Consider the following 24,295-nt stretch of genomic DNA (forward strand, 5'->3'; position numbering starts at 1 on the left):
CGGCCGCGCCTGCCCCGGCCGACAGGAGGCTAGGCCAGGCTCTCGCCCTGCCCGCCCCGATAGTGAACCACCTCGCCATCCTCTTTGGTGAAGCTCGCCACCGGATTTTCCAGTAGTGCCAGCACCTGTTCCGATGGCCGGCATAAGCGCACCCCCTTTGCCGCCACTACGATCGGGCGATTGATCAGCACAGGGTGCGCCAGCATGGCATCCAGCAACTGATCGTCTGTCAGAAACGGATCATCCAGACCAAGCTCGTCATAAGGCGTGCCCTTGCGACGCAACAGTTCGCGAGGGGTGATGTGCATCAAAGCGATCAGTTCGGCAAGCCGCTCACGGCGGGGCGGATGCCGCAGATATTCCACTACCTCGGGCTCTTCACCGGAGGCCCGGATCATGGCCAGTGTGTTGCGTGATGTGCCGCATTGCGGGTTGTGATAAATCAGCGTTTTCATACGCGCCTGGCCTCGTTTTTTTAAATGTCGGACATGCGCGGCAGCAACGGCTCACAGGCGTCCGGGTGACCATCACAGCAGTCACGCACCAGAAACCGGATGACCTGCTTCATATGCGCCATGTGTGCCCGGTAAATGATCGAGCGGCCCTGCCGTTCCGCCAGCACCCACCCGGCGCGCGCCAGCACACCGAGATGCGCCGACAGAGTGTTATGGGGCACCGCCAACAGGCGTGCGAGCTGGCCAGCGGGCAGGCCCTCCGGCTCGTGACGCACCAGCAACTGAAAAGCCTTCAGCCGGGTCTCCTGGGAGAGCGCGGCAAAACTGTCGAGCGCAGCATTCGTGTCCATATGTCCGATAATATGGACGCGTCAGACAACAAGCAAGCTTCGCTTTATTGCTGGCCATATGGACAGTATAGTGAGCCCATGAACTCACCCTCCCTGCAATCACTGCTAAGCCGGCCGGATCTGTGGCGCGGCCGGGATACCCGCTCGGCTCGGTTGACCGTGTGGCAAACCGGCTTTGCAGCGCTGGATGCCTCCTTGCATCAAGGTGGCTGGCCGGCTCATGGCCTGAGCGAGCTGCTGTGCGAACCACTGTGCCCATTACGGCTGCTGCTACCAGCGTTGGCTCAAGCGGCGCGCCAGGGCTTGATCGTGCTGGCCAACCCACCGGCGCTGCCTGGAGCCCAGGCATGGGCGGCCGCAGGCATTGATCTGGCGCGCTTGCTGCTGCTCTCGGCACCGGCCAGCGAGCCGGCATTGTTGCGCCGGGCCTGCCTGGAAGCCGCCAGCTCCGATGCCGTGGCTGCCTTGCTGCTGTGGCTGCCCGCGCGCGAGCAAGACCCACGCCTGCTAAGGCGCCTGCACCTGGCCGCTCAACAGGGCCGTTGCTGGCTGGTGGCGATCCGCCCGCACCGCTTTCGCCAGCACAGCTCGCCCGCCCCGCTGCGGCTGCAGTTACAGCCCGCAGGCGCTGATATGACAGTGGAAATCATCAAGCAACCGGGCGGCTGGGCCGGCCAGCGGCTGACCCTGCCCTGGCTGCCCGCCAGCCTGCACGACACCCGGCCCGCCACGGCCCAGCTGGCGGCGCCGAGCCACATGGCCACTGAGGCGCCACAGCAGCAGCCCGTTACGCCCCAGCCCGCACCGCCGCCGGAGCTGCCGGAGCACCGGCTCGGGCTGCCCGGCAAAATGCCCATGCCGCCGTTGGCGTTGCCCGAAAAAATGCCCGAACAAATGCCTGAACAGATGCCCGGCTCCGCTGCCACAGAAGCACCGAGCACGCCGCAGCCATCGGCCACCCCGCGCCACCCCGCACGCCGCAAAAGGAACCCGCAGGCCGTGACGCGCGCCGGGAGCTGAGCATGGCCAGGCCGCTCTGGTGCGCCATTCACCTGCCGCAATTACCGCTGGAGGCCCAGACACTGGAGGCCCCGGCGGCCGAGGCTGCTGCGCCCAGCGTGCTGGCAGGCCGGCATCGAGTGCTGCTCGCCAACGCAGCCGCTGCCACAGTGGGCATCGCTCCTGGCATGAAACTCGCTACCGCCCATGCGCTCATCGATAACCTGCAAGTGCTGGCGCGCGATCTGGCCGCCGAAGCCCGCCAGTTACGCCTGCTCGGCTGGCGCCTGCTGCGCTTTACTCCCAATGTAGCCGAGCATACTGCCTGTGAAGCAGAGCACCCCGCACGCCTGCACGCCGATGACACGATCAGCGCTGCCGGCCTGCTGCTGGAACTGGGCGGCAGCCTGAAGCTGTTCAAGGGCAGTGAAGCGCTGCTGGTGGAGCTGTTTACCACCCTCGCCGCCACCGGGCTGAGCTGGCAGGCCGGGCTGGGCCATACCCCACTGGCGGCCTGGGCACTCAGCCATGCGCCCGCCGAGATCAGCCTGACTACCTTGCAGCGCAGCCAGTCACGCTCCACTGCAGAGACAGCACACTTGTTTCGGCAGGCACTGGAAACCCTGCCGCTACAAAGCCTGCCGCTGCACCCGGCGCTCAAGGAAAAGCTGCTCGCCCCCGGCTTTCGCACTCTGGCAGATCTGACCAGCCTGCCACGGCCAGCGCTGGGCAAGCGCTTCAGCAAGGCACTCCTGCACTGGCTGGAGAGGCTGCTTGGCGAACGCCCCGACCCCCGCGAACCGATCACCCCGCCAGCACGTTTTCACAGCCGGGCCGATTTTGATGAGCCGGTAGCTCATCAACAGCAGCTGCTGCCTGTCATGGCGCGGCAACTCCAGGAGCTGGAAAATTATCTGCATTGGCGGCATCAGGCGGTGCGCAGCGTGCGCTGGCAGCTGTTCGATCACCAGGGCGAGGCGCCGGCTCTGGTGGTGCGCCGCGCGCACGCTGGCGCCGATGCCGACACCTGGCTCACTCTTGCCGATCGCCATCTGGAGCGCTGGCCGCTGCGGGCGCCAGTGTTGTCTCTGCTGCTGACCACCAGCCGGCCGGAAAAAATCGAAGGCCATAGCGAGCAGCTATTCCCTGACCCCGGCGAGCGCGCCAGTTGCGAGCTGCTGCTGGAACGGCTCGCCAGCCTGCCCGGCCTGCACCTGCAACGCTTGCACCGCTGCGATGACCACCTGCCGGAGCAGGCGCAAGGGCTTACCGATCCACTGCTACCCGCCGCGGATACTCCACCCCAAGCCGCCCCTCATGCGCGCCAGCCGTTGTGGCTGTTTGATCCACCGCAGCCGCTGGCCTGTGATCGGCACGGCCGGCCACGCTGGCGCGGCGCGGCACTCTCGCTGGTCGGCGCTGACCAGCGCCTGAGCAGCCACTGGTGGCAACAACCGCAGAAGCGCGCCTACTTCATCGCCCGTCATCCCACCGAGCAGCACCTGTGCTGGGTCTATCGAGCCGCCGACGGCTGGTTTCTGCATGGCCTGTTCTGATGCTGTTCTGGCGCTGTTCCGAGGTCTTTGTGGCGCTGTCCGGCCACTGCGAACCTTCTTGCGGCATTGATCAAGCTGTATTTTTGGCGCGAATGATATTGATAACGATTCCCATTGGTGAAAAGATGGCGCATCTTCCAACGCTTGCAAAGGACCCGCCCGATGGCATCTGCATCACCTGAGCGCCTGACACTCTGGCTCCCAACCTGGCTCACCACCTGGCCCCCGATCCTGCTCTCCCTGTTCTCCTTGCTCACCCTTGCCGCCTGCGCCCAGCATCCACCCGCCAGCCCTAGCCCCGTGAGCGGTCATCCCGAACAGGATCGCCAGGCGATCCTCGCCATGGCTGGCGACTACGAAGTGCGCTTCGAATTCATCGAAAACCTCGCTCTGGCGCCCGGTTACAGCACGCACGAACCTCACATTTCCGGCGGCCACGAACGGGTACTGGTGCTGGAAGACAGCCCCGAACGCATCGTGCTCCAGCACCTGCTCGTCAGCAGCCGGGGCCATGTGGTCAAGCACTGGCGGCAGGACTGGGAATACCAGCCGGCTCGCTCCTGGCGCTATCTCGGTGGCTACCGCTGGGCGCAGCGCAACGTGGCGCCAGAAGAGGCTGCCGGCAAATGGGTGCAGACCGTCTGGCAAGTGGATGACAGCCCGCGCTACGCCGCCCTCGGCCGCTGGGAACACGCTCACGGCATCTCCCGCTGGACTTCGGAAGAAACCTGGCGCCCATTGCCTCGCCGCGAGCACACCACCCGGGACGATTACGATGTACTGATAGGCACCAACCGCCACACCCTCACCGCCGCTGGCTGGGCCCACGAACAGCACAATTACAAGCTCGACCGTGCCAGCGATCGTTATCTGGCCCACGAAGTGGCCACCAACACCTACACCCGCAGCAACACCACCGATCTCAGCGCAGCCAGTGCCTACTGGGAGAAAACAAACCGCTTCTGGGCGGCGGTGCGCGCTTACTGGGACGAGTTGCTCTACAACAACCCGAGCGTCGCCCTGATGCAGCCCAGCGACACCGACAGCTCGTCGCATCTGATGGCAATGCTGGAACAGGCCAACGATCTCTCGCACCAGCAGCTCGACAACGATGCCCTGACGGAGCTGGTTCGCGACACGCTGGCGCCCTACCTGGCAGATGCCCCGTAAAACGGTATTTCACGGCGGATGCGGTTGCTGCCCGGCCACGGCGCAGGGCAGCAACCGCGCATAGCGCCCGCCCGGCCTGCTCCGTGGCGGAGATCATGACCGGAACCGGAAGTCGAAGGTGAAGGTGAAGGTGAACCAAAAGTTCAACCGGAAGTGAAGCGAAAGTACAACCGATAGCAACGACCGAATGAAGCGCCAGCAGAATAGCGTGCCCTAAGAACCTCTCGCCACCGTTCGAACACGCACTATTCATCACCGGCCTGCTGCCGTACCAGCCTAACCAAAATGCTTTTTCATTACGTGCATCAGTGACACCATGGCACGATCACAACAGCGCTCAGGGCAGCAATCAGAATAAAGAGCCCGGTCATCCTCCGGCAGTTCTGGCGCAGGGGCCGGCGCTTATCGTGTCCAACGCCCGCCACATGCCGTCGATTACCCACCGTCGTCAGCGAGGCAGGCTTACTGCTATTGCGGCGCTCATGAGGTGTGTTTATGGAACAGCGTGTTTCGGTCATTACCCTGCCCGTCACCGACATCGCCCGCAGCAAGGCGTTTTACTGCGCCGGCCTGGGTTGGGAGGCGGCGTTCGCCAACGAGGAGGTGGTGTTTTTCCAGCTCAACGGCCTGGTGCTGTCGCTGTTCCGGCAGCAGGGTTTTGTCGAGGACAGCACCCGGCCATGGCAGCCGGGGCACAGCAGTTTTGCGCTGGCTCACAATACGCGCTCGCAAGCGGAGGTCGATACGGTATTTGCACAGGCACTCGCTGCGGGTGCCACCGCCGTGAAACCGCCCCAGGCCACTTTCTGGGGTGGTTATGCCGGCTATTTTGCCGATCCGGACGGGCACCTGTGGGAAGTGGCGCATAACCCGGCCTGGCCGATCACCGCAGAGGGCGAAACGCTTTTTGCTCCCCAGTGATGGGCGCGCGATTAACGCGTGCGCGCATCGCGGATATAGACCACCGAATTATCATTGCGCATCTGCACCGAGAACAGCTCGCTGGCGCGAATCAGATCACTGAGTTTCTTGTAGCCGTAATTCACCGGCGAGAAAGAAGTGTTATTGGAAATATACTGGCCCACCCGGCCCAGGTGCGACCAGCCATCTTCATCGGCGGATTGCTCTACGGCAGTGCGCAACAGCTTGACCAGCTCCGCATCCTGCCGCAGCTTGGCTCGTGGCACCTTGCGCTTGGCCAGCGCATCGCCTTCGGTCTGCGTCTCGTCGTCTTTTTCGAGGTTTTCAGTATAGATGAACTGCGAGCAGGCTTTCACGAAAGGCATCGGGGTTTTCTTCTCGCCGAAGCCGAATACCAGCTTGCCCTCTGCCAGCAAGCGCATCACCAGCGGTGTGAAATCGCTGTCGCTGGTCATCAGGGCAAAGGCATCCACATTGCCGCCGTAGAGCAGATCCATGGCCTCGATGATCATCGCCGAATCCGTGGCGTTCTTGCCGCTGGTGTAGGCAAACTGCTGGATCGGCTTGATCGCCAGCGGATGCAGCTGCTCCTCCCAGCCTTTCAACTGCTCGCTTTTCCAGTTGCCGTAGGCCTGGCGCACATTGACCTTGCCGTACTTGGACAGCTCCTCAAGCACGCCTTCCGCCGAGCGATAACTGACGTTGTCACAATCAATCAGTAACGCTATCCGTATGTCCTTTGCCACGCTGTTGCCCCGCCTGCCCGTCACGTTGCCACTCCGGCGGCCGCCATACATGTTGCAGCCGCTGCCACAGTGAGCCCTGCTGGCTCATATCACGGAACATATCGCGATACTCGTGCGTCCACAATGTGAGCAGGTTGCTGGAGGCCGGCGGGCGGGTTACGCCATATTGCAGCTCGCCCTTGTCACGCTCGTCTGCAAAAGTGCCGAACAAGCGATCAAAAAGAATCAGCACTGCGCCATAGTTGGTATCAATGCAGCCAGGGTTTTTCCCATGGTGCACCCGGTGATGGCTCGGTGTGTTGAAAAGATACTCCACCACCGGATGCAGGCGCTTCACCAGCGTGGTATGAATAAAGAACTGATACACCAGCGACAGCGCATACATTACCCCGATCCATACCGGGTTGAAGCCCAGCAGCGCCATCGGCACAAAAAATATCCAGTGGCCGACAAACACGTTCAATGCACTTTGCCGCATCGCCGTGGAGAAATTCATGCGTGTGGACGAGTGATGCACCACATGCGCCGCCCAGAACCAGCGCACCCGATGGCTGGCGCGGTGCATCCAGTAAAAACAGAATTCCATCCCGATGAACAGCAACAGCACTGTCCAGATATTCAGCGATACCTCGAACAACCGATAGTGATAAGCCAGTGCGTACGCCGGAAACGCGATCAACCCGGCAAACAGTAATTCGGTCATCTGATAGCCGGCGCCGAGCATGAAATTGCGCACCGCCTCCGGCGTATTGAACAAATCGGGATCATGACGGATGCGGCGGTATTCCAGCAGCGTTACACCGATGAACACTGGCGTCGCCACCATGAAGATGAACTGCCGCAAATCCAGCGCCAGCCACGCCGGCAACGCATCCCGCAGCGCCAGCAGCCCGCTGTGCTGAATCACTTCGTTGAACATGTCGAGCAGAGACATGATGTTTCGCCCATATTTATTATGATGGCTCCATTATGGCCCGGTGCCTGCCACTTTATTGACTTTACACGCCTCTTTTTTGACAATCCACGCCACTCTGTTCAAGCCATCGACCTCAAGCCACCGCTTCGCCAATAGAGGGTCGCACCGCTCATGAGTATGCTGCTACGGCTTACCGGCGCCTGGACCGGCCTGCTGACGGACTGGCTCGATACCGAGGCGATGCCCGCCCCGGATATTCGCGCCACGCTGGCGCATTACGCCCCCGACGATGCAGTGCCGCCCGAGGTCTGGCGTGATCTGCTGACCCGCGCCGTTGCCCTGCGGCCAGAGCATACCGCGCCCGAGCTGGCAATCGGCAGCGGTGTGCAGCCACATCATGTGGGCGTGCTCGGCTATCTGGTGCTGGCCACGGATACCCTGGGCGAAGCCATGCTTGCCTACCAGCGTTACGAACGGCTGTTTTATGGCGTCAATGTGGCCGAAGTAGCGATCAGCGGCGCTAGTACAGAGCTGCGCTGGCCAGCCACGGCCGTGCCGCTGGGGCAGCTTGCCGACGGCGCCGCCATCGCCGCACTGATCACCTTTCTGCGCCGCCAGTGGGCCGAGCCGCTATCGCCGATGCAGGTACGCTTCAGCGGTGAGCCGCACAGCCCCGAGGCCGAAGAGGCCTATGCCGCGTTTTTCCGCTGCCCGGTGGTGTTCAACGATGTCCATGTGGCGGTGCGTTTTCCCACGCCGCTGCTGGCACTGCCGATGCCCCACCGCGATCCGGCGCTGCGCACCCTGCTTGACCGTCAGGCTCAGGCGCTACTGCGCACCATGCCGGAGAGCAGCGCCTTTCACCGCGCCTTGCGCCAGGCATTGCCTCGCCTGCTCACAGATGGGCGAGGCAGCCTGCAAGACATGGCTGCTGCCTTGCATATGTCGCCCCGCACCCTGCAACGACGCCTCAGCGAACACGGCGCCAACTGGCAGCAATTTCTGGACCATGCCCGCGCCGGGCTGGCCGCCGAATACCTCGCGGATCACACCTTGTCGCTATCGGATGTGGCGCTGCTACTGGGTTTTTCCGAGCAGAGTGCGTTCACCCGTGCCTTCCGGCGCTGGCACGGCAGCACACCAGGGCGCTGGCGCCGGCACGCGAGCGAGCTGCCTTCCGCGCTCACCCCACTGGCACCGGACGAGCCTGCTGGCCCGAACAAGGATGACTGATTCATGCAATTGCTCACACGCCACGATCTGGATCTCGGCGGCTTCGCCGGCCTGCGCGAGCGCATCTATGTGATGGACCCGCGCCGTTTCGGCGACCACACCACCCCCGGCAGCCGGGAGGGTTTCGAGCAGCTGGTTTATCTGGCCGACGCCATTTTCCTGCCCCGTGGCAGCACCGGCGCCCACGATCACCAGCAGGTGGATATCATCTCGGTGCTGGTGCGCGGGCACCTGCGCCACGAAGGCAGCCTCGGCCACGGCGAGACGCTGGAAGCCGGCGAGGTGCAGGTGCAATACGCCGGCGCCGAGGGGTTTCGCCACAACGAAATCAACCCGGCGCCACACGGGGCACACATGATCCAGCTGTGGATGCAGCCGCTTGTGGCACAAGGCCCGGCGCGCTATCGCAATTACCGGCCTGCGGCCGGGCAACTGACCCGCGTGTACGGCGACGAGCCGGGCACGAACACAGCGGTGGGTATCTGGCCCGCCCACGCCGGCCAGCAGCAATTTAGCCCAGGGCCCACGCTCGGCTTTCTGGTCAACGGCCAGCTGCACGCCACCGAAGCCGGCCAGCGCACTTCCCTGGCAGCGGAGACACTGTTTCAGGGCGAGGATCTGCAATTGGAAGCCGAGCAGGACTCGCTGGTGATCCTGTTAGCCACTACAGCTTCCTCTCGGAACTTGCGGGATGAGTAAAAAAGGAACAATTTGTACTCATGGATGGGTTTGAATTCGACGAAGCCAAAAGCAAGGCCAACCTGGATAAGCATGGTATCGATTCGCTGCTGCCCAAGGGCTCTGGAAAGACCCGTGTCTGCTGGAGGTCCGTGCAAAATCAGAGGGTGAGCCGAGGTTTTTGTTGGTAGGCAAGACTGCTGAAAAGCACTGGTCGGCTGTCGTCACTTGCAGAGATGCTCGTATTCGTCTGATTTCGGTCAGGCGTTCCCGCAAGAAGGAGGTAGAGCTCTATGAAAGCTAAAGACTTCGACAAGAAGTTTGAGGAAAATCAGGATGATATTGTTGATGATCTCGATCTGTCCTCTGCTCGTCGTGTGAATCAGCAACAAAAACGAATCAATGTCGATTTCCCGGCCTGGGTTGTGGAGTCGTTGGATCGTGAGGCTGCACGCATTGGCGTTACCCGGCAATCCATCATCAAGGTGTGGCTGGTGGAGCGTCTTCAGGCAGAAGCCGCTAAAAAGTCGCTCAATGGTGACGCCGCAGGCAGCGCACGTTAGCGGAGCGATAGCCCGCATACCCTCCCCACCCTGCCCACATACCTTCCCCGCCCTACGCCGACAACCCGCGCTGGCCTCCTGGCGGGCTGCTGCGGAGCGCCCCGGACGGCGGCCCGGAGCACGTCCGGGGCGCCGGGGCTCGCCCTGATCAAGGCGCGTTCGGCGGCGGGCGCAGTGGAGAACTAGCCGTTTCTTCTTCGGCGGCAGCCGGTAGCTCGGCCGGGTCTGCTTCCGCCCGTGGCGCCAATGGCGGCAGCCCTTCGCCGGCGTCGATCGCGATCAGCGCTGCACGCCCACTAGGCGCCACTTTGATCGTTGCCACAGCGCCACTGCGCAACTCCCGTTCCAGCGCCAGCGCCTTCTCTTTCGGGGCAAACCACGCCTCGATGCCGTAATTGATCCAGGCTATTTCTGTGGTGGCCCAGCTCACGCGACCTCGCAGCACAGTGCCCTCGCGTGGGTGCTGGTGGTGGATACGCTGCGCCTGCCACAGCCCGCCTTCGCCTTCGCCTTCGCCTTCGACCAGGCTCACATACACTCTGGCGCCGCGCTGTAACCGATGTGGCTCGTCGGCCATCTCCACGGGCAAGCGCGTGATGGTGTAATTCAGGCGCGCATAGTTGCCTCTGAACAGATCACGGGGATCGACCGGCACTACTCTGAGCTGCACCGCCTCGCCCACCCAGGCCGGGTAACGAGCGCCGGCATACACCCCGGCCAGCACGGCCAGTTGCGCGATCACCGCCAGCAGCAACAGCCAGCCACGCCAATTGACCGGCTTTTCCGCCAGCTCACGCAAACGCTGCTCATTGCTCATCCGGCACCTCCCGCACGGCCGCCATCGCCCGTCGCCAGTAACGTGCCGAGGCAAACAGCACGCCGCCCGCCAGCGCAAACAGTAACGCGCTGGTGAGGTAATCGCCGATCAGGGAGATGTAACGCACCAGCATCAGCGTCAGCAGCAACACCACGCCAGCATAGAAGCGCCGCGCCGTGAAGGAGCGCAGGCCCCAGGCAATCAGGCCGATGCCCGCCGCCAGCAACAGCAGATTGGTCACGATGGTAAGCGGCATCACCAGCCGCTCTTCGGGCAGGCTGCCGGCCAGGCCGAGCATGGCGGTGAGCATGACCGCCGCAGCCGCCAGCAGGCGGCGGGCAGGCGGTGTGAGCCAGGGCGTCAGCGCCAGTAACGCCATCAACACACCGGCGAGCAGCCACAGCAGCGGGCGGCCATAGAGCATCCAGTCAAACAGAAACTCCGACCACACCCTCGGCTCGCTGAACACCAGCAGCGTCAGCACAGCGAGGCGGCCAAGCCAGTGCAGCAATAATGCGGCATCCCGACGCCGGCCGGGCAACGGATGCTGCCGCTGGGTCAGCGCCAGCCCGAACACCAGCAACAGCAGTATCGCCGTCAGCCCCACGTGGGCCGCCACACCGCCATTCCAGAACGGTGCGTGATAAAACTCGGCGTAAACCAGATTGCACCAGTACAGCGCCATGCTCACCGCAGCGATCAGCAGCACGCCATGGCGTTTGCGATACAGCACCTGATACAAGGCGGCGGCGATGAACAGCGGCATCAGCCAGGGCAATGCAAATTGCTGCTCGGTGAACATCCACACCGTCGCCACAGACAGCTGCAACCCATGCAACAGGCGGCTGGCCGTCAACCAGGCGAGCGGCAGCACACCCAACGCCCACCACAAGAAGCCATCCGGGTAATGCTCGCCCAGATGATAAATCTGCCCGATCAGCATCAGGCTGGCGCCGTAGCTGATACCGCCGGCGAACAACCACAACACGGCGGTATCGCGCTTCCCGCGCCACCAGGCCACCAGCCCGGCGCCATTGAGCAGCGCGGTAAAGCCCATCAGGCCGATCATACGCCCCAGCCGCGACAGCTCATCCCAGTTGTGGGACAGCACCAGCAGCAGCGCAGCCCCGCCAAACAGCACCGCCAGCGCCATCAGCACCCGGTAACCCGCGCCCGGCTGATCGGCATCCGCCAGCGAGCGCTGATAGCGGGCCAGAATCGCCTCCCCCTGTTCCGACGCGATCAGCCCATCATCGACCCAGCCGCGCACCTCCTGAACCAGTTCACCCTTGAACCATCGCAATACACGCACAACGCACGTCCTTTCCATCCTGTTGCCGCAAGAGTGCCCGCTGCGGCGGCCGCAAGCCAGTATCTCACGCCGGCCACGCGCCAGCCGTGATCGATGCCCGGCCTGCACCGGCCGTCACTGCGGCCAACGCAGGCCCGGCCGCGAGGCTCTATCCTGCCTCTTTGACAGCCCTGCGGGCATAACTCACGGGATTTATCATCATGACGGACACGCAGCGCGCCAAGGCCGAACAATTGCTGGATGCCCAGGTGGCTTATCTGGTCAGCCAGCTGGATGAAAAACAGTTTCGCAAACTGGCCAAAGAAGAAATCGACATCGCCTTCAAGGTGATGAAAACCCTGCGGCTGAAGGATGTTGTCAGCGCCGCGCAAGTACGCGAGACAGCACACCGCTACACAGTGGAAATGCCTATCGCCGGGGCGATTCCGGAATTGATCGGCGAGATTGCCGACCGGCTCTATAATCATCCGGGGCACGACAAGAACAGTTTCGAGGATCTGATCAGTGATCAGGAGCTGACCGAGCTGATCGACGTGGCACTGGAAATGGATGCCCTGCGCACCCGGCTGATTCAGGAAATCGGCGGCAGCCCGCTGGTCATTCATCTGATCTCGGACATGCTTTATCGCGGCATTCAGGGATTTGTCACCCAGGGCACACAAAAAGCCGGCAACATGGCCAGCAGCATTCCCGGCGCCAGCTCCATGTTCAAGCTGGGCAAATCGGTGGTCAACAAGGCCGCGCCGGGGCTGGAGAAATCCGCCGAGCAGAACATCCGCAAATATATTGCCCACAACACCCGCGGCATTATTCGCCAGAGCGAGAAGCGGCTGGAAAAGGCCATCGAAAGCGGCGAGCTGCGCCAGGCGGTGCTGGATTTCTGGGACGATATCAAGGAACAGAAAGTCGCCAGCCTGCGGCGCTACATCACCCGCGACGAACTGGAAGACACCATGGTTGCCGGGCTGGAAGCCTGGAAGCGCTTTCGCAGCACCCGCTATTTCGCCAACCTGCTTGATGCCGGTGTGGATTTCTTCTTCGAGAAATACGGCGATACGTCGCTGGACAAGCTGATCGCCGAAATGGGCGTGGACAAGAAAATGGTGTTGCAGGAGCTGCTGCACTACGCGCCCGGCATCCTCGCGGTGCTCAAGGAGCGTGGCGTACTGCACGACACCCTGCGTCGGCGCCTGGAAGGCTTCTGGTTCTCGGAGAGCACTCTGGCCGCCTTGTGAGGCCGGAGGTTCTCCGGGAATCTCCTCCGGGCCGCTCTCTGGCGCTTTCTTCGCAGCTTGTCCGGCGGTGCTTTTAGAGCTTCCTCTGGCGCTTTCCGGGTGGCTGAGCCAGCCCGCACCGCCCGGTTTCCCCGGGTGCCACACTGCGGCATCCGGGCATTGCGGCGCACTTTACGCTATCATCCCGCCCGCCCGATCCACCGCCGCTGTGAACTTATCCCATGAGTGAACGTAATGACCGCCTGCGCTGGCAGCTGGTCACGGGGCTGCTCAGGCAGTTTCATCTGGAACGCTGGAGCGCCCGTTTCGATCCGCAACTGGTGCTGGCCACCTTCAACTTCGTCAATGCCGGCGTCAGCATCACGCTGATCGCCTTTATTGCGCTGATCAGCCAGGAAGCTTTCATCTTCCCGTCGCTGGGCGCCACCGCCTTTTTGCTGTTTTACCTGCCATTGGCGGAAGCATCTTCGCCGCGCAACGCCTTTTGCGGGCATCTGATCGGCGCAGTGGTCGGCTGGCTCAGCCTGGTAGCGTTCGGCCTGCAGGAGCAGCCGGAGGCGATGCTCAACGGCGTCGAGCTGGCGCGTGTGGGCGCGGCCGGGCTGGCGCTCGGCACCACCTGTTTTGTGATGGTGCTGCTGCGCACCGCGCACCCTCCGGCTGCCGCCACGGCCTTGATGGTAGCGCTGGGCACCATGACCAGCCTCTATCAGATTGGCGTGCTGTTGGCGGGCGTCATGCTGTTGCTGGCCCAGGCGATGGTAATCAACCGCCTGGCGGGCATCCCCTACCCGATCTGGGCAAAACGTTTGCCCAGCGCTTGACACACTGTCCATAGGGACAGTATTCTGAAAATCCGGCGAGCACACGGACACTGTGGTACTGCAACGCCACACCGTGACGATCTCCCCAGCGCCAGGGACGGCGCTTGCTCCCGGACTTTTTCCACCCAGCCACCATCGCTGCCGCCTCCTGCGGCAGAAACTCCATAGAGAAACCCGGCAGACCGGGAAGCTCGCCAGAAAGGCCGTTGGGTTGGATGGAGAGCCTTCATGAAGCGCCCGGAGAAGAGTGCCCGGGCAGGGAGCTTTGATAGCTTGACAGGAAGCCTCGATAGATAGAAAGCCCGGATCGAAAGCCCGGATCGAAAGCCCGGATCGAAAGCCCCGATAGAACGCCCCCTGCATCACACCGAGTGAAAACCGCATGACGAAACCGGTGGCAAGAGCGGTTGAGAGATCGGTGAAAGATCGGCGGAGAAATCGAGACCGACGGAGAAATTCTGGAGAGACTGAGAGAGAAGCCAAAGGAAAGGCTGATCAAGTGGCTGATAGCGAAGCCGACAGAGAGCCGCGATGTTTGCCGAACTGCATGTCACCTCATCCTTCACCTTCCTGACCGGCGCCAGCCAGCCTGACGAACTGGTGCATCGTGCCCTGGAGCTGGGCTACAGCGCCCTGGCGATCACCGATGAATGCTCGCTGGCCGGCATCGTGCGCGCCTGGCAGGCCGCCCGCGACACACCGCTGAAACTGATTGTCGGCAGCCGGGTGTGCCTGGCCGAAGGCGGCCCCTCGCTGGTGCTGCTGGCGCCCGACAACGCCGCTTATGCCGATCTGTGCCAGCTCATTACCCAGGCCCGGCGCAACAGCAGCAAAGGCAGCTACCACCTGCCGCGCGAGCTGCTCGCTGCGCACAGCCAGCGCCTGCTGTGCCTGTGGTTGCCCACGGAGCCGGCAGCCGACAGTGATCTGGGCTGGCTGGGCGAACTGTTCCCCCAGCGCCTGTGGATTGCCTGCGCCCTGCTTCAGGAAGGCGACGACCATGCGCACTACCAGCGCCTGTATCAATTAGCCAATCAGCATCAGTTACCGATGGTGGCCTGCAACGATGTGCATATGCACACGCCCGAGCGCCAGCCGTTACAGGACGTACTGACCGCCCTGCGCCACCGCACCACAGTGCAGGCACTGGGCACGCGTCGCTTTGCCAACGCCGAACGCCATCTGCGCCCGTTGCCACGCTTGCGCACCCTGTATCCACCCGCGTTGCTGCATGAGAGCTTGCGCATTGCCGAACGTTGCACCTTCCGGCTGGACTCCCTGCGCTACCACTATCCGCAGGAAGTGGTGCCTGCGGGCCTCACCCCCGCCGGCTATTTGCGCCAGCTGGTGGAACAGGGCGCCGCCCGGCGCTGGCCGGAGAGCGGTATGCCCGAGGCCGTGCGCGAACAGGTGGAAAAAGAGCTGGCGCTGATTCATGAGCTGCAATACGAATATTACTTTCTCACCGTGCACGACATCGTCGCCTTTGCCCGCGCCCAGGGCATCCTGTGCCAGGGGCGCGGCTCGGCGGCCAACTCGGCGGTGTGTTATTGCCTCGGCATCACCGAAATCGATCCTTCCCGCAGCCAGTTGCTGTTCGAGCGTTTTCTATCCCGCGAACGGGACGAGCCGCCCGACATCGATGTGGATTTCGAGCACGAACGGCGCGAAGAAGTAATCCAGTACATTTATCGCAAGTACGGCCGCGAGCGCACCGCCCTGGCCGCGACCGTGATCTCCTATCGCATGCGCTCCGCCATTCGCGATGTCGGCCGGGCGCTGGGATTTGATCCGCACCGGCTGGCCTTGTTGAGCCGCCAGCTGGCCTGGTGGGACAAGCCCGAGAGCCTGCCGGAGCGCTTTCGCGAAGCGGGCCTGCACGATACCCGGCTGGCCCGTCTGTATCAGACGCTGGTGATCGAGCTGCTGGGGTTTCCGCGCCACTTGTCGCAACACGTGGGCGGCTTTGTCATCAGCCAGCCGCCGCTGGCCACGCTGGTGCCGATCGAAAATGCCGCCATGCCCGAGCGCACCATCATCCAGTGGGACAAAGACGATCTGGAAACCCTCGGCCTGCTGAAAGTGGATGTGCTGGCGCTGGGCATGTTGACTGCAATTCGCAAAATGCTGGGGATGATCAATGCCTATCGCCAGCAAAGCGGCCAGCCACCGATCGCCATGCAGGATATCCCGGCGAACGATGCACCCACCTACGACATGCTGTGCAAGGCAGACAGCGTCGGTGTGTTTCAGGTGGAATCGCGCGCGCAGATGACCATGCTGCCACGCCTCAAGCCGCGCTGCTTTTATGATCTGGTGATTCAGGTCGCCATTGTCCGGCCCGGCCCGATCCAGGGCGATATGGTGCACCCTTATTTGCGCCGCCGTAACAAGCTGGAGCCGGTGGAGTATCCGGACAAACGCATTGAAAAAGTGCTCTCGCGCACCCTGGGCATTCCGATTTTTCAGGAGCAGGTGATCCAGATGGCCATGGTCGCTGCCGGCTTCAGCGGCGGCGAAGCGGATCAACTGCGCCGCGCCATGGCTCGCTGGGGCAAAAGCGGCGAGCTGATGCAGTTTCGTGAAAAAATGATTCAGGGCATGCTCGCCAACGGCTACAGCCAGCATTATGCAGAGCGTATTTTCGAGCAGGTGAAAGGCTTTGGCGGTTACGGTTTTCCGGAATCCCATTCGGCCAGTTTTGCACTGCTGGTGTATGTCTCGGCCTGGCTCAAGCGGCACCACAACAGCGCCTTTTATTGCGGGCTGCTGAACAGCTTGCCGATGGGCTTTTACTCTCCTTCCCAGCTGCTGCAAGATGCGCGCCGGCACGGCATTGAAATCCGACCGCCCTGTGTCGATCACAGCCACTGGGATTACACCCTGGAAGATACCCGGCGGCAGGCGCTGGGCGTGCAGCCCGCCGTGCGCGTCGGCCTGCGCCAGATCAGCGGTTTCAATGAACAGGCTGCCGAACGGATCGTGCAGGCACGGCGCCAGGCTCGCTTTATCGATGTGGCCGATCTGTGTGCCCGTGCGCAACTGAGCCGCCGTGAACGGCAAGCACTGGTGGCCGCCAATGCCCTGCCCCGTTTAACTGGCCATCGTCATCAGGCACAGTGGGAAATGCTCGCCATAGAAGAATCCCGGCCATTGTTCGAAGCCGCCGGCCCAGCACTGCACGGCACACTGCGTGATGACGTGCGCCTGGATGCGCCATCGGAAGTGGACAGCCTGCTGGCCGATTACCGCAGCCTCAGCCTGACGCTGGGCCGTCACCCGCTGGCACTGGTGCGCCAGCAGCTGGCTTTCCAGCGCTGCCAGCGAGCGCGTGACCTGCGCCATCTGAGCCAGGGGCGTTTTGTGCGCGTGGCCGGCGTCGTTACCAATCGGCAGCGGCCCGGCACCGCCTCCGGCGTGCTGTTTCTGACACTGGAAGATGAAACCGGCAACACCAGCGTGATTGTGTGGCGCACGCTTCAGGAGCGTTTTCGGCAGGCCATTTTAAGTGGCCAGCTGCTAGTCGTGAAAGGCACGCTGGAAAAAAACGAAGATGGCGTGATCCATGTGCTCGCCGGCCACATCAGCGATGAAAGCCATGCGCTGGCTGAATTGAAAACCCGATCACGGGATTTTCATTGATGCCTGGCACTGGCCGGCATGAAAAAAATAAAAGGTTTATCGTTGATTTTTGGAGAGCCCTTTCCGACATTCGCGAAAGCACCAATGGTTGCCATAAATACCGGTATTTTTTTCTCCCCTCTCTCCTTGTGGGACAAACGCAGCCAGAACAGCCGCAGGCTGGCCCGAAGGGTGAGCGAAGCGAATAAGGGGTTGGGGGAGAGGGGACTACACAACATGCAGCTGTCACGACGCCAGCTACATGCTGCACTTTTACTTATCTTCAGTAGAAATTTCCATAAAAATTCCATATCTAAAAAAATCCCGAGCGCTAGCCAGTTTCGTTCTGGATCAAGTGCCAAGTATATATTTCCTTGCCATAATCTCCCCCCTCTCCCCAACCCCTCTCCCACAAGGGGAGAGGGGCTAAAACGGTTTATCGTCGATTTCCGGGGGAATTCTTTCCGACATCCGCGAAAGCACCAATGGGTTGTCCCAAACACCGATCATTTTTTGGTGCACCGTCGATTTCCGTGAGGCTCTAACGGTGGATGAGGACTCTTGAGCCCAGACTTCATAGGTTCTGGAGTGAGCCATACGGGACTGGAAGACGATAAAGGCGCGGGGCAGCTGGGCAAAAAAACCCCGGTGGGTAAGCCGGGGGCGTATCTAAACTGCGCTAAGGCAGCAACAAAAATCACACTATCAGGAAGGTGCATTCAACTGATGCGGAGTATACGAAGAAAACGGCAAGATAAAATAACGAAGAGATCACATCGAGGGAGAATTCTGATGAACGGCCAGTGAGTGAACAACGCCACACTGTAACTGCTTTCATGCACCCTGAGTGCGTGACTGTTTGTGCACCGAAAGCCTGATAAGTTAAATTCTGTTTTCTGAAAACCTGCTTGCCGGGATTCTGTTTAATTCGCCCTGCTTGTCAAAAGCCTTGCTCAATCAAAGCTCTGTTCAATCAAAGCCCCGCTCAATCAAAGCCCCGCTCAATCAAAGCCCTGTTCAAGCAACCCTGCTCGATCAAACCCCGGTTCAACCAAAATCTATTCAAGCAAACCCGCTGTAACCAGAGTAGTCTGCACCGGCAAGGCGCCCGCCAGCCCGCTAACGAAACAACTGGCCGAGAAAAAGATTGACCGCGTAATGGCCACCTTCTGCCACGCCCAGGGAAAGATAGGCCGGCCCGATGGGTGAATCCGCGCCCAGAAAAATACTGCCCGCCGTGATCGCATTGCCCGCGCTCATGGCACTGTGCTTTTCCCACACGTTGCCACGCTCAAGCGAGGCGCCGGCAAACAGTGGCAGCGCTGTCGGCAGTGGCGTTTCCTGCCCCAGCGACACCATCGCCACCAGCCTCGTCAACGCACGATGCTGACCCCAACGGCTGCGCGGCCCCAGGCCCGAGAGTTCAAGAAAGCCACCAATCGGGACGACGTTGGCAATATCCAGCTGATCGCTGTCACTGACACTGAGATCGCCCTCCAGCAAGAACGTGGTGCGTCGCCAGCTGCGTGCAATACTGACCTCACCGATAAACCGGCGCACCGAGCGTTCCGCGCCCAGCGACGGCTCATGCCAGCGCCACTCTGCCGACCAGCGGCTGCCCCAGGTGGGAAATGCCAGATCATCCAGCGTGTCCCAGCCCAGGCGTGCGCCGTAATAGCCGTCCTCGTAATGGCCCTCGCCCATCGCCGTGCCACTGCGAAATTCCAGCTCACCACGCCGCCGCACTACCCCGACACGCACCTCGCCGCGCTGGCGATACAGCTGCCGCCCGATGGCCAGGCCCGCCTGTCGTTCACGGCGCTGGTAGCTGGCCAGCGCTTCGTCCTGCACCGTTTCATCGAACAGATCAATTCGCTCAGCCTGGTACAACAGCTGCGGCTCGATGAAGTAGCGCATGTGATAATCCAGCGGCTGCACAAAGCGCGCTTCCAGGCGCGGTGTGGTGCCGATATCGGCACGAAAGAACGCTGTGCCACCGAGCCGGTTCAACCCGGCCAGCCGCAGGCTTGCACCCAGGCCAAAATCGGAATCGCCGCGGAAATCATCGCTCACCCGGAAGCCCAGCCGCAGGAAGTTGCTGCCCTCGTGGCGCTCGCGGGCCACCAGCCGCAGCCCGGTCTGGCCATCGCGCTCGATCACCCGGTAACGGATATCGCGAAAATAATCCAGCCCGTAGATGGCCGAGATATCTTCCTGCAAGCGCGCTGTATCCAGCGGCTCGCCGGTACGCTGGCGCACCAGGTTGCGAATGATCCGATCATCCACCGGGCCATCGTTTTCCACTTCGATAAAATGAATGGTCGGCAGGTGCGCCACTTCACCGGTGCGCTCCTTATGATCCTCGTGCTCCTCGTGCGCCTCCGGCTCATCGATAGCCTGCGGCACCATCAAGCCCAGCATGTCACCGGCGGCCAGCGTCTGTATGGCCGCAGCGTAACCGGCCGCCAGCGATTCATCGACGGCATCAAAACGTAAATTAGTCACGCTATCGAGTTGCGGACGGATCACAATATCCTGCTCTTGCAGCGCTTCCAGCTGCCGCTGGCTGCTGCCGCGCACCAGCAGCCCGGTGAGCTGATCCACCACATCCACCACCGAGCGGATTTCATCTGCCGGCCGCGCCGGCGTGCCGACATCCACCACGATCAGCCGGTCCACACCCATCTGCCGGGCAACATCCACCGGTACGTTGTTGGCAATCCCGCCATCCACCAGCAGCCGCCCTTCCCACTCCACCGGCTCCAGCAGACCGGGAATCGACATGCTGGCGCGCACCGCCGTGCTCAGACGCCCTTGCCGGATGACCACGGCGTCGCCGCTGACCAGATCCGCCGCCACGGCACGAAAGGGGATCGCCAGGCGATCAAAGTCACTGACCCGATCAATGTCGGCAAACAGATCATCCAGAATTTGCGTCAGGTGCTGGCCTTGCAGCAGGCCGCGAGGTAGCGCGATACCGCCATCACGAATGTTGAGGCGGTAATCCACCGCCAGGCCGGTATCGAGCAGGCGAAAGATATAAGGCTGGTCTCGGCGCGGCGAGCGGTCGGTAAAGGCATAAGCCCAATCGGTCGTGCGTGCGATCTGTTCGATCTCGCTGGCCGATTTGCCGGCAGAGTACAGGCCGCCGACGATAGCACCCATGCTGGTGCCGGCAATGGCGTGCACCGGGATATGGTATTCCTCCAGCGCCTGAAGCACACCGATATGGGCAAAACCCCGTGCACCGCCGCCACTGAGCACCAGCCCGATGCGCTCTTGCGCAGGCGCCAGCATGGGCAACAGAAAAAAGAAAAGGAAACCCCGGAGAAGGAGACTGCGCTTCCGTGCCATCGGCCACTGCTCCACAGCGCTAAAGGAGGGGGCAGCCCCAGGCTCGGCTCATCCCGCAGGCCAGCAAACCGCGACTGCCAACCGACTTCTTGTACAACATGGCCGCAACGACCACAACCCGGCAGCCCTGGCAGCCGGGTGCAGTTCACTATTCAGTTGTAAAAAAGCGGCGTGCGCTCAGGCGCGCATCCGGCCCATACGCAGCCGGCGCCAGGTGACCACACCCAGCACCTTGAGCAACGACCCCAGCCCCGAGGCATCCGGCAGCGGCGCCTTGCCACGGCCGAGGCGATCCAGTTGCAGCGTGTACCAGGACACTTCCATCATCGCCATATCGTCCACCGGCTTGATGCCGGTGCGAATCGGCTTCACCTCGCTGGTCACTGCTCGCCCGGCCAGCACCTCGCGCGGCATGGCGGGCGCCAGCGCCAGCGGGCGCGCCAGGCCCAGCATATCCGTGGCGCCACTGGCCAGCGCCGCCTGCATCCCGGCGGTGGTGCGAAAACCGCCGGTGACCATCAATGGCGTGCTGACACGCTGCCGCACCTGCTCGGCATAATCGAGAAAATAGGCTTCTCGCTCGCGGGTGCTCTGCGGCGCATCTTGCCCGGCCATGCGCGGTTTTTCATAAGTGCCGCCGGAAATTTCGATCAGATCCATGCCCAGCTCGCCCAACCGCTGCACCACCTGCATGGATTCCTCTTCGGTAAAACCGCCGCGCTGGAAATCCGCCGAATTGAGCTTGATCGATACCGGAAAATCATCCCCCACGCTGGCACGGATAGCGCGATATACCTCGCACACAAACCGCATCCGGTTCTCCAGCGAGCCACCCCATTCATCCTCGCGCTGATTATGCAACGGCGACAGAAACTGATTGACCAGATAACCGTGCGCACCGTGCACCTGCACGCCGGTGAAACCGGCTTCGCGAGCCAGCGCAGCGCTGGTGGCAAAGCGCGTGACGAGATTCTGAATTTCAGCGCCGGTCAATGCTCGTGGCGTGGCAAAAAAACGCCTCAGCGCCGGGTTGGAAAAGCCGATCGCCGAAGGCGCCACCGGCTGGCGGGAAAGCATCGACGGGCTCTGCTTGCCGGGATGATTCAGCTGCATCCACAACTGTGTGCCATCGGCGGTGCCCGCCTGCGCCCAGGCTTTCAGCGCCGCCATGTCCCGACGATCTTCCAGCACCACATTATTCGGCTCGCCCAGCGCACGGCGATCAATCATGACATTGCCGGTGACCAGCAGCCCGCTGCCGCCCTCGGCCCAACGGCGATACAAGGTAGCGAGCTTGCCGGTCACCCGATTGTCACGCGTGCCCAGCGCCTCGCTCATGGCCGATTTGCCCAGCCGGTTTTTCACCACCACGCCACAAGGCAGTGTCAAAGGTTGATCAATCGATACCGTTTCTTGCGTCATGTCATATTCCTGCCGGTCGGGTCTGTCATGCTTTGGCAAAGCAGGCCTGGCACTCTCGTGCCCTGTCTGCTCTGGAGATCAGAGCGCATTATGCCTTGCCCTCCCCAGACAAAATGATCGGATCGGGACATTCGCCATGCTGAGTTTCACCACCACCGGCGGCACCCTCGCAGCCAGCCGGCCTGCTCTGCCGCGACAGCGCCGGGCACGTTATCTGTATCCGGTGCGCCTGAGCGCGCTGCTGGCACTGGCTGGCGCCTGCCTTGCCCTCGCCTCGCTGCAATGGCACCTGGTTGGCCTGGCGCTATGCCATGGCGGCGCGCTGGCTGCGCTGGTGCTCGGCATCGTGGCCGCCATGACACGGCAATGCGGCGCCCTGACCGGCCTGCTGCCGGCCGTGCTGCTCAGTAGCCTGGCGGCACTGGAGCCGTGGCTGCCGGCCGTATTGTTGAATCTGCTTCAGGCATTGACGCTCTAGCCCGCGCCCGGATGTGCACTTCGATCCGCGCTCTGGGGCCGTCGGTCAGCCCGGCCCGCGCCGTAATGCGCCAGCACCGCTACAATGTCGGCGTTTTGCTGCCGAGGAACCGTTGCCCCATGACCATCCTGCCCCGCCTTATCACACTTGCCTTGCTGACGCTCGGCCTGGCCGCGTGCACCACTATCGAAACCGCGCCGGTGCCTGCGCTGGATGAAATCCCCCGCCAGATTCCCCCGGCGGAAACCGATCTGTCGGCCTGGCAGGTGCCGCCCACACTGGGCAGCTTTCATTTTCAGGGCGAGGTGAGCCTGGATGATCAGCCGCTGCGCCTGCTGCGTTATCGCAACAGCGACGGCACGTTGCTGGATCTGGTGCTGTTCCCGTTTCCCGGCGGCTGGGACACCATGACACCGGGTCGCGCCGTCGCCGGGCAATATGGCCAGCAGCGCCAGGACATGATCGAGCGTGCCCTGCGCCACGGCGCTCAGGAAGTACTGCCGTTGATGGAAACACTCGCTGGCGAGGCCAGCCTGGCCTATCCCATGGCACGCGGCCGGCTGCTGCAACACTACAGCAGCCGCACGCTGGTCACACTGATGGCGCTGACCGCCGTGCCGCCGGTGTTCATCAGCGCGCACATCACCGGCCCGGCTGATCAGGCCGACCCACTTGACGAAATCCTGCACCAAGCGGTGATTGATTTTGCCGACGCCAATGCCTCAGCCGGCGAGCAGGTAACCCAGCAGCAAGGGCAGTAGCGCAAAGGCCAGCGCGGTGGACATCACTACCATGCCCGCCACCTCCTGCTCCCCCTGCCGGTAGCGCACCGCAAACAGATAATTGAACACCGCTACCGGCATGCTCGACTGGATCAGCACCACACCGCGCAGCACTCCCTCGATGGCGAATGCTTCACAGACGGCAAAGCCCACTGCAAAGCCAAGCAACAAGCGCAACAGCGCAAACAGCGTGGCGCGCCGCAGCCCGCCGATTTTCAACTGCCCCAACGACACGCCGAGAGTAATCAGCATCATCGGAATGGTAATGGCGCCAATCAGATCGGTGGTATTGAACACCCAAACCGGCAACGACAACTCCGTCACCACCAGCGCCACCGCGATGAAGATGGAAATCACCACCGGATTGGTCAGCAGCTCCCGCCACAGGCTTTTGCCGCTGACCAGCACCACCCCCACGGAAAAATGGCCGATGGAATTGAGCATGTACCAGGCCAGGCCAAGCACCAGTCCCTGCTCGCCGAACGCCAGCATGGTCAGCGGCAGCCCCAGGTTGCCAGTATTGGGAAAGATCATCGCCGAGAGATAAATACGCGGCGGCGCCCGCAGCCACCAGATCAGCAATCCGGCCACCAGTGCCGTGATCATCAGCACCGCCGCATACAGCCAGGCGATTTCCAGCAGCGCCTCGGCAGACAACGTAATCTTGCCGAGTGATGCAATGATCAGGCACGGTGCACCGATATACATCACCAGCGTGGAGACCATTCCGGTATCGTATGAACGACCACGCCACACCCAGACCAGTCCGATCAGGACACAGGTGAGCACCGGAGCAAGAATGCTGAATATTTGCGCAATCATGAAGGAAGGTATCAACAGCGGAGGCGTGGGGCATAATAGTG

At 62.3% G+C, this 24,295-nt stretch carries 24 protein-coding genes; 14 read left to right on the plus strand and 10 right to left on the minus strand.

Annotated elements, in window-relative coordinates; all coding sequences use genetic code 11:
• Positions 1 to 29 precede the first annotated feature (29 nt).
• Positions 30 to 455 (minus strand): arsenate reductase (glutaredoxin), encoded by a 426-nt coding sequence (gene arsC, locus MU846_RS11635; RefSeq protein ID WP_246952921.1) that lies wholly within the window; start codon positions 453 to 455, stop codon positions 30 to 32.
• Between the two features lie 20 nt (positions 456 to 475).
• The gene (locus tag MU846_RS11640; protein WP_246952922.1) at positions 476 to 805 is read right to left on the minus strand and encodes an ArsR/SmtB family transcription factor; all 330 of its coding nucleotides are present in this window, start codon (positions 803 to 805) and stop codon (positions 476 to 478) included.
• A gap of 78 nt (positions 806 to 883) precedes the next feature.
• On the opposite strand from MU846_RS11640, the gene imuA reads away from it, so the two are divergent.
• The 5 genes from imuA to MU846_RS11665 all read left to right on the plus strand — a co-directional run bounded on the left by imuA (position 884) and on the right by MU846_RS11665 (position 5,451).
• Positions 884 to 1,825, plus strand: a complete 942-nt coding sequence (imuA, locus tag MU846_RS11645; RefSeq protein WP_246952923.1) for a translesion DNA synthesis-associated protein ImuA — start codon at positions 884 to 886, stop codon at positions 1,823 to 1,825.
• A 2-nt stretch (positions 1,826 to 1,827) separates the two neighbouring features.
• Complete coding sequence (locus MU846_RS11650; protein WP_246952924.1) at positions 1,828 to 3,360, plus strand: Y-family DNA polymerase; 1,533 nt, start codon at positions 1,828 to 1,830, stop codon at positions 3,358 to 3,360.
• On the plus strand, positions 3,360 to 3,542 hold the full coding sequence (locus MU846_RS11655; RefSeq protein ID WP_246952925.1) for a hypothetical protein: 183 nt from the start codon (positions 3,360 to 3,362) through the stop codon (positions 3,540 to 3,542). Before MU846_RS11650 ends, MU846_RS11655 begins: the two co-directional genes overlap by 1 nt.
• Positions 3,523 to 4,530: a DUF6607 family protein gene (locus MU846_RS11660; RefSeq protein WP_246952926.1), complete on the plus strand. Its 1,008-nt coding sequence runs from the start codon at positions 3,523 to 3,525 to the stop codon at positions 4,528 to 4,530. Before MU846_RS11655 ends, MU846_RS11660 begins: the two co-directional genes overlap by 20 nt.
• Positions 4,531 to 5,025: 495 nt before the next feature.
• Complete coding sequence (locus MU846_RS11665; RefSeq protein WP_246952927.1) at positions 5,026 to 5,451, plus strand: VOC family protein; 426 nt, start codon at positions 5,026 to 5,028, stop codon at positions 5,449 to 5,451.
• Between the two features lie 11 nt (positions 5,452 to 5,462).
• Here the strand turns inward: MU846_RS11665 and MU846_RS11670 are convergent, their stop codons facing one another.
• Both MU846_RS11670 and MU846_RS11675 read right to left on the minus strand, forming a co-directional pair.
• On the minus strand, positions 5,463 to 6,197 hold the full coding sequence (locus MU846_RS11670; protein ID WP_246952928.1) for an NYN domain-containing protein: 735 nt from the start codon (positions 6,195 to 6,197) through the stop codon (positions 5,463 to 5,465).
• Positions 6,163 to 7,131, minus strand: a complete 969-nt coding sequence (locus MU846_RS11675; RefSeq protein ID WP_246952929.1) for a sterol desaturase family protein — start codon at positions 7,129 to 7,131, stop codon at positions 6,163 to 6,165. Before MU846_RS11675 ends, MU846_RS11670 begins: the two co-directional genes overlap by 35 nt.
• 153 nt (positions 7,132 to 7,284) lie before the next feature.
• Between MU846_RS11675 and MU846_RS11680 the strand changes: the two genes are divergently transcribed.
• From MU846_RS11680 to brnA, 4 genes are all read left to right on the plus strand, one after another.
• Positions 7,285 to 8,346 (plus strand): helix-turn-helix domain-containing protein, encoded by a 1,062-nt coding sequence (locus MU846_RS11680; protein ID WP_246952930.1) that lies wholly within the window; start codon positions 7,285 to 7,287, stop codon positions 8,344 to 8,346.
• A 3-nt stretch (positions 8,347 to 8,349) separates the two neighbouring features.
• A complete protein-coding gene (locus MU846_RS11685) occupies positions 8,350 to 9,045 on the plus strand; it encodes a pirin family protein (protein WP_246952931.1) in 696 nt (231 codons plus the stop codon).
• 121 nt (positions 9,046 to 9,166) lie between these two features.
• Positions 9,167 to 9,328 carry a BrnT family toxin gene (locus tag MU846_RS11690; RefSeq protein WP_246953073.1) on the plus strand — a complete coding sequence of 54 codons (162 nt, stop codon included), beginning with the start codon at positions 9,167 to 9,169 and terminating at the stop codon, positions 9,326 to 9,328.
• Positions 9,318 to 9,587 carry a type II toxin-antitoxin system BrnA family antitoxin gene (gene brnA / locus MU846_RS11695; protein WP_246952932.1) on the plus strand — a complete coding sequence of 90 codons (270 nt, stop codon included), beginning with the start codon at positions 9,318 to 9,320 and terminating at the stop codon, positions 9,585 to 9,587. The genes MU846_RS11690 and brnA overlap by 11 nt, the downstream gene beginning before the upstream one ends.
• Before the next feature lie 148 nt (positions 9,588 to 9,735).
• Here the strand turns inward: brnA and MU846_RS11700 are convergent, their stop codons facing one another.
• Both MU846_RS11700 and MU846_RS11705 read right to left on the minus strand, forming a co-directional pair.
• Positions 9,736 to 10,404 (minus strand): GDYXXLXY domain-containing protein, encoded by a 669-nt coding sequence (locus MU846_RS11700; RefSeq protein ID WP_246952933.1) that lies wholly within the window; start codon positions 10,402 to 10,404, stop codon positions 9,736 to 9,738.
• Positions 10,394 to 11,716, minus strand: a complete 1,323-nt coding sequence (locus tag MU846_RS11705; RefSeq protein ID WP_246952934.1) for a DUF2157 domain-containing protein — start codon at positions 11,714 to 11,716, stop codon at positions 10,394 to 10,396. The genes MU846_RS11700 and MU846_RS11705 overlap by 11 nt, the downstream gene beginning before the upstream one ends.
• Before the next feature lie 200 nt (positions 11,717 to 11,916).
• On the opposite strand from MU846_RS11705, the gene MU846_RS11710 reads away from it, so the two are divergent.
• The 3 genes from MU846_RS11710 (at position 11,917) to MU846_RS11720 (ending at position 17,417) form a co-directional block, all read left to right on the plus strand.
• Positions 11,917 to 12,951, plus strand: coding sequence for a hypothetical protein (locus MU846_RS11710; RefSeq protein WP_246952935.1), 1,035 nt, complete (start codon positions 11,917 to 11,919; stop codon positions 12,949 to 12,951).
• A gap of 221 nt (positions 12,952 to 13,172) precedes the next feature.
• Positions 13,173 to 13,775 carry an HPP family protein gene (locus MU846_RS11715; RefSeq protein WP_246952936.1) on the plus strand — a complete coding sequence of 201 codons (603 nt, stop codon included), beginning with the start codon at positions 13,173 to 13,175 and terminating at the stop codon, positions 13,773 to 13,775.
• A 531-nt stretch (positions 13,776 to 14,306) separates the two neighbouring features.
• A complete protein-coding gene (locus MU846_RS11720; RefSeq protein ID WP_246952937.1) occupies positions 14,307 to 17,417 on the plus strand; it encodes an error-prone DNA polymerase in 3,111 nt (1,036 codons plus the stop codon).
• On the opposite strand, the gene MU846_RS11725 is transcribed toward MU846_RS11720, so the two are convergent.
• The 3 genes from MU846_RS11725 to MU846_RS11735 form a co-directional block, all read right to left on the minus strand.
• Entirely contained in the window at positions 17,411 to 17,758 is a 348-nt protein-coding gene (locus MU846_RS11725) for a hypothetical protein (protein WP_246952938.1), read from the minus strand. The two genes, MU846_RS11720 and MU846_RS11725, sit on opposite strands and share 7 nt — an antisense overlap.
• A gap of 757 nt (positions 17,759 to 18,515) precedes the next feature.
• A complete protein-coding gene (locus MU846_RS11730; protein WP_246952939.1) occupies positions 18,516 to 20,750 on the minus strand; it encodes a patatin-like phospholipase family protein in 2,235 nt (744 codons plus the stop codon).
• A gap of 177 nt (positions 20,751 to 20,927) precedes the next feature.
• Positions 20,928 to 22,172, minus strand: a complete 1,245-nt coding sequence (locus MU846_RS11735) for an NADH:flavin oxidoreductase/NADH oxidase family protein (RefSeq protein WP_246952940.1) — start codon at positions 22,170 to 22,172, stop codon at positions 20,928 to 20,930.
• Between the two features lie 136 nt (positions 22,173 to 22,308).
• On the opposite strand from MU846_RS11735, the gene MU846_RS11740 reads away from it, so the two are divergent.
• A complete protein-coding gene (locus tag MU846_RS11740; RefSeq protein ID WP_246952942.1) occupies positions 22,309 to 22,650 on the plus strand; it encodes a hypothetical protein in 342 nt (113 codons plus the stop codon).
• 119 nt (positions 22,651 to 22,769) lie between these two features.
• Positions 22,770 to 23,411, plus strand: coding sequence for a hypothetical protein (locus MU846_RS11745; RefSeq protein WP_246952943.1), 642 nt, complete (start codon positions 22,770 to 22,772; stop codon positions 23,409 to 23,411).
• Here the strand turns inward: MU846_RS11745 and MU846_RS11750 are convergent.
• Complete coding sequence (locus tag MU846_RS11750; protein WP_246952945.1) at positions 23,373 to 24,254, minus strand: AEC family transporter; 882 nt, start codon at positions 24,252 to 24,254, stop codon at positions 23,373 to 23,375. The genes MU846_RS11745 and MU846_RS11750 overlap by 39 nt on opposite strands.
• Positions 24,255 to 24,295 lie beyond the last annotated feature (41 nt).

Origin of the sequence: Alcanivorax quisquiliarum, from assembly GCF_023051175.1 — a bacterium.
Taxonomy (GTDB): Bacteria; Pseudomonadota; Gammaproteobacteria; order Pseudomonadales; family Alcanivoracaceae; genus Isoalcanivorax; species Isoalcanivorax quisquiliarum.